This window comes from Halogranum rubrum (assembly GCF_900114455.1).
GTDB classification, from domain to species: Archaea; Halobacteriota; Halobacteria; order Halobacteriales; family Haloferacaceae; genus Halogranum; species Halogranum rubrum.
On sequence record NZ_FOTC01000002.1, the window covers coordinates 982,065 to 995,733 of the forward strand.

The following is a 13,669-nucleotide window of genomic DNA, read 5'->3' on the forward strand; positions in this document are numbered from 1 at the left end:
AGTCAGCGCTACCGTAACCGAGGTGACGGGCCCGTCCGGGCAGGTTTCGATAGCGTATGTGAGTGCGTTCGGAAAGTAAGGACCTGTCGAAGTCGACGAGAACGTTGACAGGCATGAGAAAATGTTCGTGTCGAATCGAAATGAACCTACTGTCCCGTAGATAGCGGGTCTATCGAACATTCGCACAACTTCTAACTGGTTCGGTCGATGGTTTTCGAGAGGGGTTCGGATTGGTCTCACCGTCACACAGATGACTGACAAGAGATTGGTAGGCCATCGACCGGCGATTGGTTTTCTCGGAGACAACCGGTTTGGATATAGGCGAACCCCGGTGGAAACCACGTGTCGTTCGACTCTTAACCGAAATCAATCACGTGACGCAACACTCGTTTATAAACGATGTACTGCCGTCTTGCGGATTTAGTTCGTTCGGAAAACGAATGGGCGCTGCAGGATTTGAACCCACGGCAACTTGGTCCGAAGCCAAGCACTCTGTCCAGACTGAGCTAAGCGCCCTTACACTATCGGGTACACGACAGCCCCGCTTAAGTCCCGCGGTTCGTCGTCGGGTGTGGGGTCCCGTCCCAACATCGATTCACTGGTTCGTGCTCAGATGCGACACTGGCAACTCTGTGTCGTCACCGAGGTCCAAGCGCCGAGTCAGCACGTCGACAGCAATCGTCCGGGCGAGCGTTCGACTCGCCTCACCCGCCGTCGACTGGAGGTACCGTTCACCGGGGAGGGTGTCGGTCTGTTCGTCGACGAGTGAGCAAACGTCGTCGCGCGTCTCCGGCCCCGCCTCCGCAACAACCGCTTCGAGTCGTTCTAGTTCGAGAACGGTTCGGACCGTGGCGACGAGGTATCGCTCGGCTGTCGCCGTCGGGTCGTCGACGGAGGGAACCGTCGAGAGGTAGCGTCTGGCGGCGGATTCCTCTACGCCGACGGTGTCTGTCACCCACTCGCGGACCGTCCGCACGTCTGCGTCGGGCGAGAGGTCGGTCCGTGCGTCGGCGCAGATTTTTGCCTCCTCGGCGGCGACGTCGTGGAACACGTCGCCGACGACGACGGTGTCGGCACCGGCGTCGAGCATGGCCTGTGCGTGTTCGCGCGAGTCGAGTCCGCCGCCGTACCAGAGTCGCGACCAATCGAGACTCTCGGAGACGGCCGCGAGGATGTCCGCCGCCTCGTCGCCGCCGTAGGTGCCGGAGTATTCGAGGTAGACGAGTTCGCTCTCCAGGTGGCGTTCGGCGGCCATCGAGTGTTGTTTCGCCGCGCGCGCCGAGAGCAGGTCGTCTTCATCGACGTTGGCCTCGCGAGCGGCGGCGCTGTCGGGGTTCTGGATGATGTAGGCTTCGAACACTGCCTCCGAGAGGAGGAGTGAGGTGGCGACGTTCGAACAGGCGTCGAGTACCCGATTCGGCGTCCACCACGGGAGTTTCTCCGAGAGCATTCCGGGGGTGAGTTCCTCGCGGATGTACTCCGTGCCGACGCCGAGCGTCCCGACGAGTGACTCGGAGTCGCCGTTGAGCACTTCGGGGATTGCGATGAACGCAGCGGATTCGCGAGTGCGTTCGGTGACGTGTTTCGCCTCGCTCGGTTCGTGGAACGCGGGGACGGAGAGTGGTTCGAGGAGTGAGAACGTCTCTTCGGTGTTCGCGGCGGTGACGTCGCTCGACCCGCCGACGGAGACGGCGCTCGTGTGTCGGAGAAACAGCGGGTAGAGGAGGGGGAGTTTCTTCGCGTCTTCCGGGTCGAGTTTGGTGACGTGACTCCAGTCGGCGGGGACCGGGTTGGTGTCGAACGGACCGACCGTCCGAGCGACGATACCGAGTCCGTCCACCAGCCTGCCGAGTCTGCGTGGGAGCGCGTCGAAGGCAACCATCACTCGAACTGCGACGAGCAGTGAGTAAATAGCTCGCGAAACGACTCCGAGTCGGCGGCGACTCCCCGAACCGACCGCCGCGTTCACAACCCCTATTAGTAGCTGGTCGTGTACCACACAAGCAATGCAGGATGTAGCCGTCACGCCGTGGTCACGAATCCCACCCATCGCCCGGGCGTTCCTCCGCTACGTCAGTCGGTCTCCCCACCCCAGCGTGATTCCCGTCCTCGTGCTTCGCTCCGAAGTCGACGACGACATCGACGCGATGACGGGGCGTATGTTTCGCGAGGTGGAACTCGAACTCGACTCGGCGCTCGCTGCGGGCGAAGTAGAGACGGTCGACGTCGGAGACGCAGTCCGGTTCGACTACGACACGCGACTCGTCCTCCCCGCACTCTTGACGCTCGGTCGACTCTGTGTCCTCGCCAACGACGTCCCGGTCGTCAGGCACGTCCGCGACGTCGACGAGGAACTGGCTCGCGAGAGTCGCACGACGACGTACAACATCGTCCAGGCGCTCGTCGACGGCGACATGCGCGACGCCATCAACGACGAGGAGTACGAAGACTTCGTGACGAACGCGCGCCCGAAGTCCCGCGTCGCCGAGCGTGCACAGGCCCGATTGGCCGAGAACGTCCAACGGTGGTTCGGGAAGGCAGAGACGCCCGCGGCCGTGCGTGAACACTACGAACACGCCGTCGGTCTCTCTGAGGGCCACCAAGACGACGACGAGGCGTTCCGTGACTTACTCGACCGCTATCACGCGACCGAGGGAACCGACCGGGCCGACGTTGCCGAGGAGATACGGGAGTCGTACAAGTTCGCGGAGCACGACGAACCACTCGGTCTGTTCGACGCCGATAGCTCGTTGCCGTACTTCCTGACGCAGTACCTCCGAGTCGGAATCCTCTACGAAGATATGCTGAACATGTACGAAGCCGACTTGGATATCGACCTCGGTGACGACTTCAAACGCGCCATCGTCCTCATGGTCATCGCCGCACAGGTGGGACTCGACGACACGGACGACTACCCCGAAGACCGTCGGACGCAGTTGACGCCGGTGACTGCCGAGTTGAACCTCGCCGACGACCGGGAGACGGGTGTCGAGAACCTCCGTGAAGTGGTCGTCGACTATCTCGACCGGGCCGAAGCGTGCTCGCCGGACCACCTGACGAGTATGGCAATCGAGTTCATCCGCCAGCAGTCACTCGACAGACTCGCGGCGCTGCCGACGAGCGACCAGTGAACACGAGACTCGGTTCGGAGACACTGCCGTGTCTCCCTCCTCGGCAGCGGCGTCCGTCTGTCGAGACGACGAAGCCGTTCCAGAAGTCACAGATGGGGTACACCGTGCGCTATCTTCCTAATCAAAAAGAATATTACCGGTTCACCGTATCTTGTTATCAGTTGATGACTCCCGGTGAGGCGGAGCGTCATGCTGTAAGACCACGAACAGCCCTTGGCTCGGGAGTGATTGTCGATGTATAACCTCGACCCAGCGTTCGACTACGAAGTCGCCCCAGGAACGAACATCCTCGTCACTGGCGCTCCCCTGACAGGGAAACGTGCACTCGCGCTCGACGTCCTCGCCGAGGGAACACGCAAGGGTGACAGTTCGATCATCGTCACGACGAAAGACAGCGGAAAACGCATCCTCAACGACTACGCGACGCGGACGGCGTACGAGGGCCGTCCGGTCGCCGTCGTCGACTGTGTCACTCGCCAACAGGGGGTCAACGACCTCCGAGACGACGACCGAGTCAAGTACACCTCGTCGCCGGTCGACATGACCGGCATCGGAATCAAGCTCTCGGAGTTCCTCCAAGCGTTCTACCAAGAACAGGGTATCGAGCGAAACCGGATCATGGTCCACTCGCTGTCGACACTCCTGATGTACTCGGACCTCCAGACCGTGTTTCGGTTCCTCCACGTCTTCACCGGCCGCATCCAGAGCGTCGGCGGACTGGGTCTGTTCTGTATCGACTCGACCGCACACGACGACCGGACAATGAACACCCTCAAACAGCTGTTCGACGGTATCATCACGACGTACGAGGACGAGGAGTCGTCGATTCGACTCGCCAGCGACTGACCCCGGCGAATCGCACGAACGTTTTTACTCGCCGTCGCCCTCTCGGCAGCTATGCCGCTCACGAGCGACGACGACATTCGGTCACTGCTCGACGTCGAGACGATTGCCGTCGTCGGCTGTTCGACGACACCTGGAAAAGCCGCCCACGAGATACCGGCGTACCTCCAGCGCCAAGGGTACGAAATCGTTCCGATCAACCCCTTCGCCGAGGAGATTCTCGGCGTCCGAGCGTACGACTCGCTGGCCGACGTCGACCAAGAAATCGACTTGGTAGACGTCTTCCGCCCGAGTGAGGAGGTGCCGAGCATCGTCGACGAGGTGCTCGCGCGGCACGAAGCCCGCGGTGACGTCGAAGCACTCTGGCTTCAACTCGGCATTACGCACGAGGCGACGGCCCGCGCCGAGGAGGCGGGTCTTCGTGTCGTCCAAGACAAATGTCTGAAAGTCGAACACCAACGACTCCGCGGCTGAACGTCAGCGTTTTTTCGTTGGGGGCGCAGAAGTCGAAGTGTGGTCGTCCGACTACTCCACTACTCGGACCTCGAACGTGCGTTCGACGACCCTCGCCACGCAGCACGCGTCGCTGCTGTCGTCGACGAGCGACGCGACTCACAGACGATGGTCCTCGGAACGGGCGACAACACCGCACCGAGCGTTCTCGGCGTCGAGAGCGACGGTCGACAGGCACTCGACTTCTTCAACGCCGTCGGGACGGACTTCGAGACGTTCGGGAACCACGACTTCGACTACGGACTCGACGCGACCCGAGCACTGGTCCGCGATGCACCCAACGAGTGGCTCACAGCCAACATCTTCGACGACGGGGGCGAACGCTTCGGTGACCCACTCACCGAACCGTGGGTCGTCACCGACGTCGACGGCACGCGCGTCGGACTCGTCGGCGTCTCGACGACAGAGACGACGACCACCAGTCCACGCGCCGCGTCGCTGACCGTCACCGACCCCGTCGACGCTGCCGTCGACGCCATCGCCGAACTCCGTGCCGCGGGAGCGACGTTCGTCGTCGTCCTCGCACACGTCGGCGACGCACGCCTCGCAGCGGCCGTCGACGCAGACGTCGTCCTCGACGGGCACTGTCACGACCCGGTCGTCTCGACACACGGCGGGACGACCTACGTCCGAACGGGTGACGGCGGGACGCAGGTGACCGAAGTTCGACTCGAAGCGGACGAGACGCCGGAGGTTCACACGCACGTCGTCGACGACGCGGCGGTCGTTCCGGACGAGACGCTCCTCCAAGCACTCTCGACCCGCATCACAGCGGCGGGACTCGACGAAGTCGTCTCTCATCTCGACGACCCTATCGACCGCGACGACGAGGCGGTGAACTGTGGGGAGAGTCGCATCGGAAACGTCGTCACGGACGCGATACGCTGGGCGACGGAGGCCGACACCGCCGTCATCCCGGCTGGTGGGTTCTGTGCCGGGCCACCCCTGTCCGGAGACGTGACCGCGCTGGACCTCCGCCGCGTCGCCCCCTACGACGACGTCTTCCAAGTGGTCGAATGTACGGGGGCCGACCTCCGGGCGACGGTGCGAGACCTCTCACTCGTCGACCTCGAACCGGACCTCGCCGAAACGTGTTTCGGACACGTAAGCGGGATGCGCGTCGTGTGGGACGACGAAGGCGAGTCACTTCGTGAACTCACTGTCGACGGTGACCCCGTCGTCGACGACGACCGATACACGCTCGCGACGGTTGCGTACTTCCTCCAGACAAGACGGCGACTCACGGCCGTCGACACCTCGGACGTCGTCACGACCTATCACGGCGAGCATCCGTTCGTCGCCTACGCTCGGGTGGTCGGACTCGCTCCCGAGATAGAGGGTCGAATCGAGAGGCCAACGTTCGACACACGTGGCACTCGGCCGCGACGACAGACCGAGTGACCCGCGTCGAGAATAGCTGAGTGACGACTATCCGTCCCACTCCTCGTAGGATTTGTAGACACCCTTCGAGAGATAGCGCTCGCTGGAGTCGGGGAAGACGGTGACGACGGAGTCGAACGGTACGTCGATGTCGCCGTCGCGGATGTCGCGGGCGACCTGCTGGGCGACGAGGCTGTTGGCCGCCGAACTCGACGCGACGAGGTGGCCCTCCTCGCGAGCGAGTCGCTGCATCTCGGCGTGGGTGTCTCGGTCGGGGACTTGGACGATGTCGTCGACGAGTTCGACGTCGAACAGTTCGTTCGTCGACGGGTCGTGGGTACCGATGCCCTCCGTCTTGTACTCGGCTTCCTCGGCGTCGCTCCCCTGCAGTGTCGAGTAGAGCGACCCCTCGGGTTCGACGGCGACGACGTAGGTATCTTCGTCTGCCTCGCGGCCGTACCGAGCCATCCCCATCAGCGTCCCCGCGGTGCCGCATCCGGCGACGAGCGCACCCACCTCACCGTTCAGCGCCTCGTATATCTCGGGGGTGGTCGTCTCGTAGTGCGCCTCCGCGTTGAGCGGGTTCTGGAACTGCTGGGGGACGACGGCGTCGTCGAGTTCGGCGGCGAGTTCGTGGGCGCGGTCGATTGCCCCGCCCATCCCGTCTTCGGTAGGTGTGTTGATGACCTTGGCACCGAGCGCGCGCATGAGTTGCTGTTTCTCGACGCTGAACCGCTCGGGGACGACGAAGACGGCGTTCACGTCGAGTTGACCGGCGGCGACGGCGATGCCGATGCCGGTGTTGCCCGCGGTCGGTTCGATGACCGTCCCGCCGGGCGAGAGCGTCCCCTCGGCGAGCATCTGTTCGAGCATGTACTTCCCGATACGGTCTTTGATGCTGGCACCGGGGTTGAACGATTCCAGTTTCGCGTAGACGGGCACGTCGTCGGGGGCGGCGTGGACTGAGACGAGCGGCGTCTCACCGACCGTGTCCAAGACGGACGCAAGCGGGGACGGATGGGTCGTCATTACGCTGGCAAATGTTGCCCCGGCCCCTTAACGTTGCCATCCGGGTCGTCTCTCTAGCGAGAGTCGTTCGTGTCGTGGCCACCGTCCGAAGCAGGTGGCGTCTCCGTCGTTTCGCCCGACTCGCCCGTCTCGGCGGCCACGTTCGTCTCACCGGCGGCGGCGTCAACGGCGTCGCTCGCGAGTGAGTCGTCTTCGGCCTGTGCGATGTGTGCCTTCGCCGTCACCGCGTCGAGGTCGACGCCCTGCTCTCTCGCGATGGCTTCGAGGATGGCCCGTTGCTCGGCGTTCTCGGCTTCGAGCGCCTCCACGCGACCCTTCGTGTCTTTGACCGTCACCTGCATCTCCTTGACTTGGTCGCGGACCTCGTTGAGTTTCTTGTAGAGTTCCTCTGCCATATCCGCGATTCGCTGAATCTTCTTCGCCGTGCTTCCGAGTCCCATAGTCGAAGATACGTGCGCTCCTTTGTGTGCGTTCCGGCTTTTACTCTCGACTCTCCTCTCCTGTCTACTCTCGTCTCATCGACGCGGGCGCGCCGGCCCGTCACACCCTCGTAGTCACCGCCGCACTCTAAGAAGAAGTACGGCAGAGCGACGACGGGGAGCATCGGCGTCACCGTCGCAATCGCTTAGCGATCGGCTGAACTCCGTGCTGTTTCTCCGCAGAGGTGCAGAAGCGTCAGTTCGGAGCCATTTCTACCCAGATATCGGGTAAAGTCATCGGAAATATTGATTGTGTCTTGGTTCGAGTGTTCGGGTACCGCATGTCGGAGATGATGACCCAGCTGGCAGACGCGCTTCGAGCGGAGATTGGGGACAGCCTGCGGGGGGTGTTCTACGGCGACTTCAAGACGCGCGAGTACACTATCGCCTACGCTCACGAGGAGACACTCGACCAGTATACGGCCGAGCAGACGGAGCAAATCGTCGACGACATCGCACTCGAACAGGTCGGGAGGGCGCGACAGGAGGCGCTCTTCGAGCCAATCGGCTCACTCCGATTCACCGTCCGGTACTTCGACGACGGTATCAACGTGATGGCGTGGGGTGTCGAGGACGTTCCGACCGTCTACATCGGCCTCGACGGCGACGCGAAGAACGTCCCAATCGTCCTCGAACAGTTGCGAGCGCTCGCTGGAGCGGACCGGACGAGCGAAGAGTCAGAAGACGACCGTTGACACGACGAGAGCGGGTCCATCGGTGCGCTTTTGCGCTCGCCACCGCACGTTCAGCCATGGGCACACCCCGCATCCTGCTGACCAACGACGACGGTATCGAGAGCGTCGGCTTCCGGGCACTCTACGACGCACTCGACGAGTTCGCCGACGTGACCGCCGTGGCCCCCGCCGAAGACAAAAGTGCCGTCGGACGAGCGATGTCGCACGAAGTCGACGTCGTCGAACACGAACTTGGGTACGCCATCCACGGAACGCCCGCAGACTGTACGGTCGCGGGACTCGAAGCGCTCTGTCCGAGCGTCGACATGGTCGTCGCTGGCTGCAACAAAGGGGCGAACCTCGGCGCGTACGTCCTCGGTCGGTCGGGGACGGTCAGCGCCGCCGTCGAGGCGGCGTTCTTCGACGTTCCCGCGATGGCCTTCTCTCTCTACGTTCCCGGCGGAACGGGCGACTGGCGCGACAAGGCCACGGACCCCGAAGATTACCGTGAGGCGACGAACGCGGCGAGCTATCTCGCGGAGCACGCACTCGACGCGGGCGTCTTCGAGCAGGCTGACTACCTGAACGTGAACGCGCCGATGCCCGCAGACGACCCCGCAGAGATGGTCGTCACCGCGCCGTCGACGCTGTACGACATGACCGCCCAACACGAGAACTCGACCGTCCACCTCGTCGACCGTGTCTGGGAGCGGATGCGCGACGGCGACATTCCGGACCCGGAAGGGACCGACCGCCGAGCCATCGTCGACGGCAAGATCAGCGTCTCGCCGCTGACCGCACCGCACACCACACACCACCACGAGTCGTTGGACGCGCTGGCAGAGACCTACCGGTCGAACTGAGCGGCGCGACACACGCTTATCCTCCCTGCCATCGTACGACTCGCATGTCTTCAGAGGCGTTCGAGTCGTCCGACCACGAGTTCTACCCGATGCCGCTCTTCGTCCAACTCACCGTCTCGGACCTCCCAACGTCCGTCGCGTGGTACCGTGACCTCGGCTTCGACGCGGTCTACGAGATGCCGACGATGGCACACCTGCGCTATCGGAAGTACGCCGACGTGCTGCTCGTCACCGACAGCGTCCCTACCAGTTCCGCCAGTTCCGACTCGCAGTCGGGCGAGGACGTCTCTCGTGGACGGGGTGTCGCCGTGTATCTGACGCTCGAAGGCGAGTCCGTCGACGACGTGGCGAAACGAGCCGAGACAGCCGGTGCGACGGTCGTCGCCGACCCGCACGAGACTTCGTGGAACACCCGCGAACTGACCGTCGCAGACCCCGACGGCTACGAGTTCGTCTTCTCGGCAGTCGTCGACGCCGACCGGTCGTTCGAGGACGTGGTCGGGTCCGGCGAACAGTAAGGTCCGTCGCTCTCTGCCTCCAGTTTCAGCGGAGACACCGGTGTGCCGAGAGGAAAGACGAGAGACGAGAAGGAACGAAGACGAGAGACCGGAACGAAGAAAGAGTGCGTGTGAGAGCCTCCGAGACTACGACTCGTCCGTATCCTCGTCGAACGGGTCTTCCAACTCGCCAGTGATGACCTCGAAGCCGTCCGTCGCGGTGACCATCCCCTTCGTCTCGCCGTCGTCGACGACGAGTGCCAGTTCTTGGTGTGCCTCTTGGAAGGCGTCGATGAGTTCGCTGACCGGGAGGTCGGGCGCAATCTTCATCGGGTCGACGGCGATGTCGGCGAACTCCATCTCGCCCGCTTCGAGTTCGGATTGGTGCTGTAAGAGTGCCGGGACGTAGATGACGCCGAGAGGGTCGTCGAGACTCGCTCCGACGAGGGGAAACCGGGTGTGTGGCGTATTCCGTATCGTCTCGAAGTTCTCCGCCGTCGACTTCGAGGTAGAGACGGCGACGATATCTTCCCGAGGAATCATGATGTCGGCTGCACTGATACGGTCGATAGCGAGCGCGTTGATGACTTCGCGGCGGCGCTCCGTCGGCAGGTCCAAGTTCGACAGCACGTTCCCCATCTGACTGACGAGTTCGCCACGTGTGGTCGCTTCTTCGGCACCCTCTTCGAGTTCTTCTTCGGCCCACGAACGCGTGATTTCGACGCCGAACAGCGAGAGGAGTGCCTTCGCCGTCCAGTCGGCGAGACGGATGATGGGTGAGAGGATGCGCGTCCACCAGTAGAGAACCGGCCCACCGTACTTCGCGATGGTCTTGGTGCGCTCGATTCCGAGGTAGGTGGGTGCTTGCTCGCCGATGGTGAGATGTAGGAGGTTGATGATGGCGAGCGAACCGAACGCGGCGAGTGCCGTGTGGCCGCCCTCACCGCCGGAGCCACCGCCGCCGAGTCCGACCATCTGGACCAGCGGGTCGAGCAGCGCCGAGAGCGCGGGTTCGGCCGCGACGCCGAGGCCGACACTACAGATCGTGATTCCAAGCTGACAGCCAGAGAGGTAGATTTCGAGTCGTTCCGTCATCTCCCACGCGCGTTCGAGGCCACGCGACCCTTGGAACTCCGCTTCGGAGAACTGCCTGACACGAGTCATCGCGAACTCGGTCGTGACGAAAAAGCCGTTGCCGAGTAAGAGTACAATCCCGGCGAGAAGTCTGAGGAAAGTTGCCGTTGTTACCATCGTTTCGTCTGTCGAGAGACCCGCGGGGAGGTGTTAAAGTCACTCCCCGTGTGTCGATTCTGCCGCAACTCTCGCGGGAACGATTGCAGGAGTACCTACATATATCTCGATGGGTCCCATGAGTCACGACCATGCGCCGAGCACTCGTCGACCTCTTGCAACGTAACGCAGAGCACGCAGAGACGTTCCAGTCGAAATTCGACGACGTCCAGGACGCCCAACACCCCGACGTAGTCACCGTCTGCTGTTCGGACTCCCGAGTCTTACAGGACCACATCTGGGGGAACGACGAACCGGGAGACATCTTCACGTGTGGCAACATCGGCAACCGTGTCGTCCAGCGGACCGAGGGCGGCGACGTCGTCTCCGGCGACGTGCTCTACCCGGTCGCACACACCGGCACGGAGACTATCGTCGTCGTCGGCCACAGCGGGTGTGGTGCCGTGACGGCGACGTACGACGCGCTCACGGACGGTCTCTCGGACGCCCCGGGAATCGAACACTGTCTCGACGTGCTGAAGCCGTACCTCGAACCCGGAGTCCACGAACTTCCGTCTGACCTCGACCGAACCGGAGCCATCAACCACCTCGTCGAGTACAACGTGGACCGACAGGTCGAGTTCCTCCTCGACAGCGACGAGATTGCCGACGACGTCGACGTCGTCGGCGTCGTCTACGACTTCCAAGACGTCTACGGGGGACGCCGAGGCGAGGTCCACGTGGTCAACGTCGACGGCGAGACCAGTGTCGAGACGCTCCGCGAGGAGTACCCGGACATCGCGTCCCGAGTCGACCGACTCTGGGAGTACTGAACTCGGTCTCCCCGACGTCGTTCTCGGATATCTTGTCCAACTACTTATTCAAAAGCGAGAGCGAAGGAGTCTATACTCGTGAGACAACGCTGTCTGGTCGCTCTAGAGAAATGGTAGTCGAACGAATCTAGCGGCGTTCTCTGTACCTCTCGGACCCCATTCCGTGAGTTCGCTCTCGATGTGTTTGTCAGTCCCATTCGAGAGCAGTCGAGGTGTTTATTAGTTCCCACCGCCACACGATATGGGCATTTTAGTACTTTTTTGTAGGTTTATAGAGCCATTTATTCTTTAAATGAACACTCTAAAGACAGTGTCCGTGTTTTTAGCCACGTTATTCAGAAGAGATGTGTAGACATATTTACTTACACCATCGTGGCTGTTCGACACTCACCGAAGCATCGACCCACCGTCGACGGTGAGCACCGTCCCGGTCACGTACGATGCATCAGTACACAGGAACGCGACGGCGTCTGCTACCTCGTCGGGAGTGCCGATGCGTTCGAGTGGCAGTTGGGCCGCGTAGTCGGCGAGTCCCGCTTCTGTCCAGAGGTCGGAGTCGGTGAGTAGGGGCGTCTCGATCAGTCCCGGTGCGACAGCGTTGACACGTATCGCGGGACCGAGTTGTTTCGCGAGACCCTTCGTCAGGCCGAAGACGCCCGCTTTCGACGACGAGTAGTGAACGCCGCCGGTAGCGCTCCCGCGGAGTCCCGCGACGCTCGACACGTTGACGATGGCACCACGGCCCCGTTCGAGCATCCCTGGGGCCGCCGCGCGAGCGACGAGATACTGCCCTTTGAGGTTCACGTCGAGGACGCGGTCCCACTCGTCCGGCCCGAGGTCCGAGAGGGCGACGGCCTGCGAGATGCCGGCGTTGTTCACTACCGCCTCGACGGCGGCCACGGACTCGATAGCCTCGATAGTCTCGCTGACGGCGTCAGGGTCACGAACGTCGACGGCGAACCCGTGGACGTCGTCGGCGTCCTGCCACTCGTCGTCGAGGTCGGCTACGTCGAGACACGCGAGGTAGTCGTACTTGTCACGGAGTCGTTCGACGACCGCTCGGCCGATACCGCTCGCTGCGCCAGTGACCACTGCCGCACGCTGTTGGTCCGCCATACCGCAGACACGACGTGGACCGTACTACCGTTTGGGGTCGTGGCGAATCGAGACGCCGACGCGAATCGCACGAGTACGAACTGTTTTGCCACCGGACTGTGAGCGAGTGGTATGGAGTTCGCAGTCAACGTTCCGACGAGCGCCGGCGATTCCGTCTACTCGCAACTGGCGTTCTGTGACAGTATCTCGTGGGCGGACCAACTCGCGTTCGCCACGTCGATGGAGACGCTCGGTTTCGACGGCATCGCGGTTCCCGACCACGTGATGACTGGGAGCGGACCGACGACGGAGTGCTTCGTCACGCTGGCGGCAATCGCTCGCGAGACAGACGACGTGTATCTCTATCCGAAGACGGTCAACAACCACCTCCGGAACCCCGCGTTGCTGGCGAAGCAAGCCGCCACACTCGACGCCGTGAGCGACGGCCGCCTGAAACTCGGGATGGGTGCGGGGTGGAAAGAGAGCGAAGCGCGCGCCTACGGCTACGACTGGCCCGGCGCGCCCACTCGACTGCGGATGCTGGAGGAGTCGATTCGGTTGATTCAGCGCCTGTGGACCGAAGACACCGTCGACTTCGACGGCGACTACTACACGCTCGACGGCGCGATGTGCCGCCCGCATCCCGTCCAAGAGCCACGTCCACCGATCATGGTCGGCGGCGGTGGCGAGTCGTTCACGCTCCGTATCACCGCTCAGTACGCCGACTCGTGGAACTTCTGGGGTCCGCCGGAAGTGATGCAGCACAAACTCGACGTGCTCGAACGTCACTGCGACGGCTACGGCCGTCCGTTCGACGACATCGAGCGCTCGTGGTTCGCGCGCTGTCTCATCCGAGAAGACGAGGCGGAACTCGACGCCCTCCTCGACGAGCACTTTCCGCGCTTCAAACCCGAGAACCGAGACGAGAGCGAGTTCCCGCTCGTCGGCACGCCGTCTGCGCTTCGAGACGACATCCAAACGTTCGTCGACATGGGGTTCGAAGAGGTCGTCGTCGAGTTCGTCGACTTCCCCGAGACGACGAGCGCCGAACTGTTCGCCGAGCACGTCGCGCCGGCGTTTCAGTAGCGACACCGGTGGGAGT

At 62.8% G+C, this 13,669-nt stretch carries 14 protein-coding genes and 1 tRNA gene; 9 read left to right on the forward strand and 6 right to left on the reverse strand.

Annotated features, from left to right (window positions below; genetic code table 11):
• Positions 1 to 441 precede the first annotated feature (441 nt).
• Positions 442 to 516 (reverse strand) — tRNA-Arg (locus BM083_RS13370).
• A gap of 79 nt (positions 517 to 595) precedes the next feature.
• Positions 596 to 1,882: a geranylgeranylglyceryl/heptaprenylglyceryl phosphate synthase gene (locus BM083_RS13375; RefSeq protein ID WP_245756891.1), complete on the reverse strand. Its 1,287-nt coding sequence runs from the start codon at positions 1,880 to 1,882 to the stop codon at positions 596 to 598.
• Positions 1,883 to 2,006: 124 nt separating this feature from the next.
• Between BM083_RS13375 and BM083_RS13380 the strand changes: the two genes are divergently transcribed.
• From BM083_RS13380 to BM083_RS13395, 4 genes are all read left to right on the forward strand, one after another.
• On the forward strand, positions 2,007 to 3,131 hold the full coding sequence (locus tag BM083_RS13380; RefSeq protein ID WP_089869965.1) for a hypothetical protein: 1,125 nt from the start codon (positions 2,007 to 2,009) through the stop codon (positions 3,129 to 3,131).
• 234 nt (positions 3,132 to 3,365) lie between these two features.
• The gene (locus BM083_RS13385; RefSeq protein WP_089869966.1) at positions 3,366 to 3,977 is read left to right on the forward strand and encodes an RAD55 family ATPase; all 612 of its coding nucleotides are present in this window, start codon (positions 3,366 to 3,368) and stop codon (positions 3,975 to 3,977) included.
• A 51-nt stretch (positions 3,978 to 4,028) separates the two neighbouring features.
• The gene (locus BM083_RS13390; RefSeq protein WP_089869967.1) at positions 4,029 to 4,448 is read left to right on the forward strand and encodes a CoA-binding protein; all 420 of its coding nucleotides are present in this window, start codon (positions 4,029 to 4,031) and stop codon (positions 4,446 to 4,448) included.
• Positions 4,449 to 4,487: 39 nt separating this feature from the next.
• Positions 4,488 to 5,888 carry a bifunctional metallophosphatase/5'-nucleotidase gene (locus BM083_RS13395; protein ID WP_089869968.1) on the forward strand — a complete coding sequence of 467 codons (1,401 nt, stop codon included), beginning with the start codon at positions 4,488 to 4,490 and terminating at the stop codon, positions 5,886 to 5,888.
• A 27-nt stretch (positions 5,889 to 5,915) separates the two neighbouring features.
• Here the strand turns inward: BM083_RS13395 and BM083_RS13400 are convergent, their stop codons facing one another.
• Both BM083_RS13400 and BM083_RS13405 read right to left on the reverse strand, forming a co-directional pair.
• On the reverse strand, positions 5,916 to 6,896 hold the full coding sequence (locus BM083_RS13400) for a PLP-dependent cysteine synthase family protein (RefSeq protein WP_089869969.1): 981 nt from the start codon (positions 6,894 to 6,896) through the stop codon (positions 5,916 to 5,918).
• Positions 6,897 to 6,949: 53 nt separating this feature from the next.
• Positions 6,950 to 7,336, reverse strand: a complete 387-nt coding sequence (locus BM083_RS13405) for a DUF5798 family protein (RefSeq protein WP_089869970.1) — start codon at positions 7,334 to 7,336, stop codon at positions 6,950 to 6,952.
• A 329-nt stretch (positions 7,337 to 7,665) separates the two neighbouring features.
• On the opposite strand from BM083_RS13405, the gene BM083_RS13410 reads away from it, so the two are divergent.
• The 3 genes from BM083_RS13410 to BM083_RS13420 are packed head-to-tail and all read left to right on the forward strand — an operon-like array spanning position 7,666 to position 9,430.
• On the forward strand, positions 7,666 to 8,070 hold the full coding sequence (locus tag BM083_RS13410) for a DUF7522 family protein (RefSeq protein WP_218148962.1): 405 nt from the start codon (positions 7,666 to 7,668) through the stop codon (positions 8,068 to 8,070).
• 56 nt (positions 8,071 to 8,126) lie between these two features.
• The gene (gene surE, locus BM083_RS13415; RefSeq protein WP_089869972.1) at positions 8,127 to 8,912 is read left to right on the forward strand and encodes a 5'/3'-nucleotidase SurE; all 786 of its coding nucleotides are present in this window, start codon (positions 8,127 to 8,129) and stop codon (positions 8,910 to 8,912) included.
• A gap of 44 nt (positions 8,913 to 8,956) precedes the next feature.
• Complete coding sequence (locus tag BM083_RS13420) at positions 8,957 to 9,430, forward strand: VOC family protein (protein ID WP_089869973.1); 474 nt, start codon at positions 8,957 to 8,959, stop codon at positions 9,428 to 9,430.
• Between the two features lie 126 nt (positions 9,431 to 9,556).
• Here the strand turns inward: BM083_RS13420 and BM083_RS13425 are convergent, their stop codons facing one another.
• On the reverse strand, positions 9,557 to 10,660 hold the full coding sequence (locus tag BM083_RS13425) for a CNNM domain-containing protein (RefSeq protein WP_089869974.1): 1,104 nt from the start codon (positions 10,658 to 10,660) through the stop codon (positions 9,557 to 9,559).
• Between the two features lie 131 nt (positions 10,661 to 10,791).
• On the opposite strand from BM083_RS13425, the gene BM083_RS13430 reads away from it, so the two are divergent.
• Entirely contained in the window at positions 10,792 to 11,472 is a 681-nt protein-coding gene (locus tag BM083_RS13430; RefSeq protein ID WP_089869975.1) for a carbonic anhydrase, read from the forward strand.
• A 387-nt stretch (positions 11,473 to 11,859) separates the two neighbouring features.
• Here BM083_RS13430 and BM083_RS13435 read toward each other — a convergent pair whose 3' ends face one another.
• Positions 11,860 to 12,588 (reverse strand): SDR family NAD(P)-dependent oxidoreductase, encoded by a 729-nt coding sequence (locus BM083_RS13435; protein ID WP_089869976.1) that lies wholly within the window; start codon positions 12,586 to 12,588, stop codon positions 11,860 to 11,862.
• Between the two features lie 111 nt (positions 12,589 to 12,699).
• On the opposite strand from BM083_RS13435, the gene BM083_RS13440 reads away from it, so the two are divergent.
• Positions 12,700 to 13,653 (forward strand): LLM class flavin-dependent oxidoreductase, encoded by a 954-nt coding sequence (locus BM083_RS13440; protein WP_089869977.1) that lies wholly within the window; start codon positions 12,700 to 12,702, stop codon positions 13,651 to 13,653.
• The last annotated feature ends 16 nt before the right edge of the window (positions 13,654 to 13,669 follow it).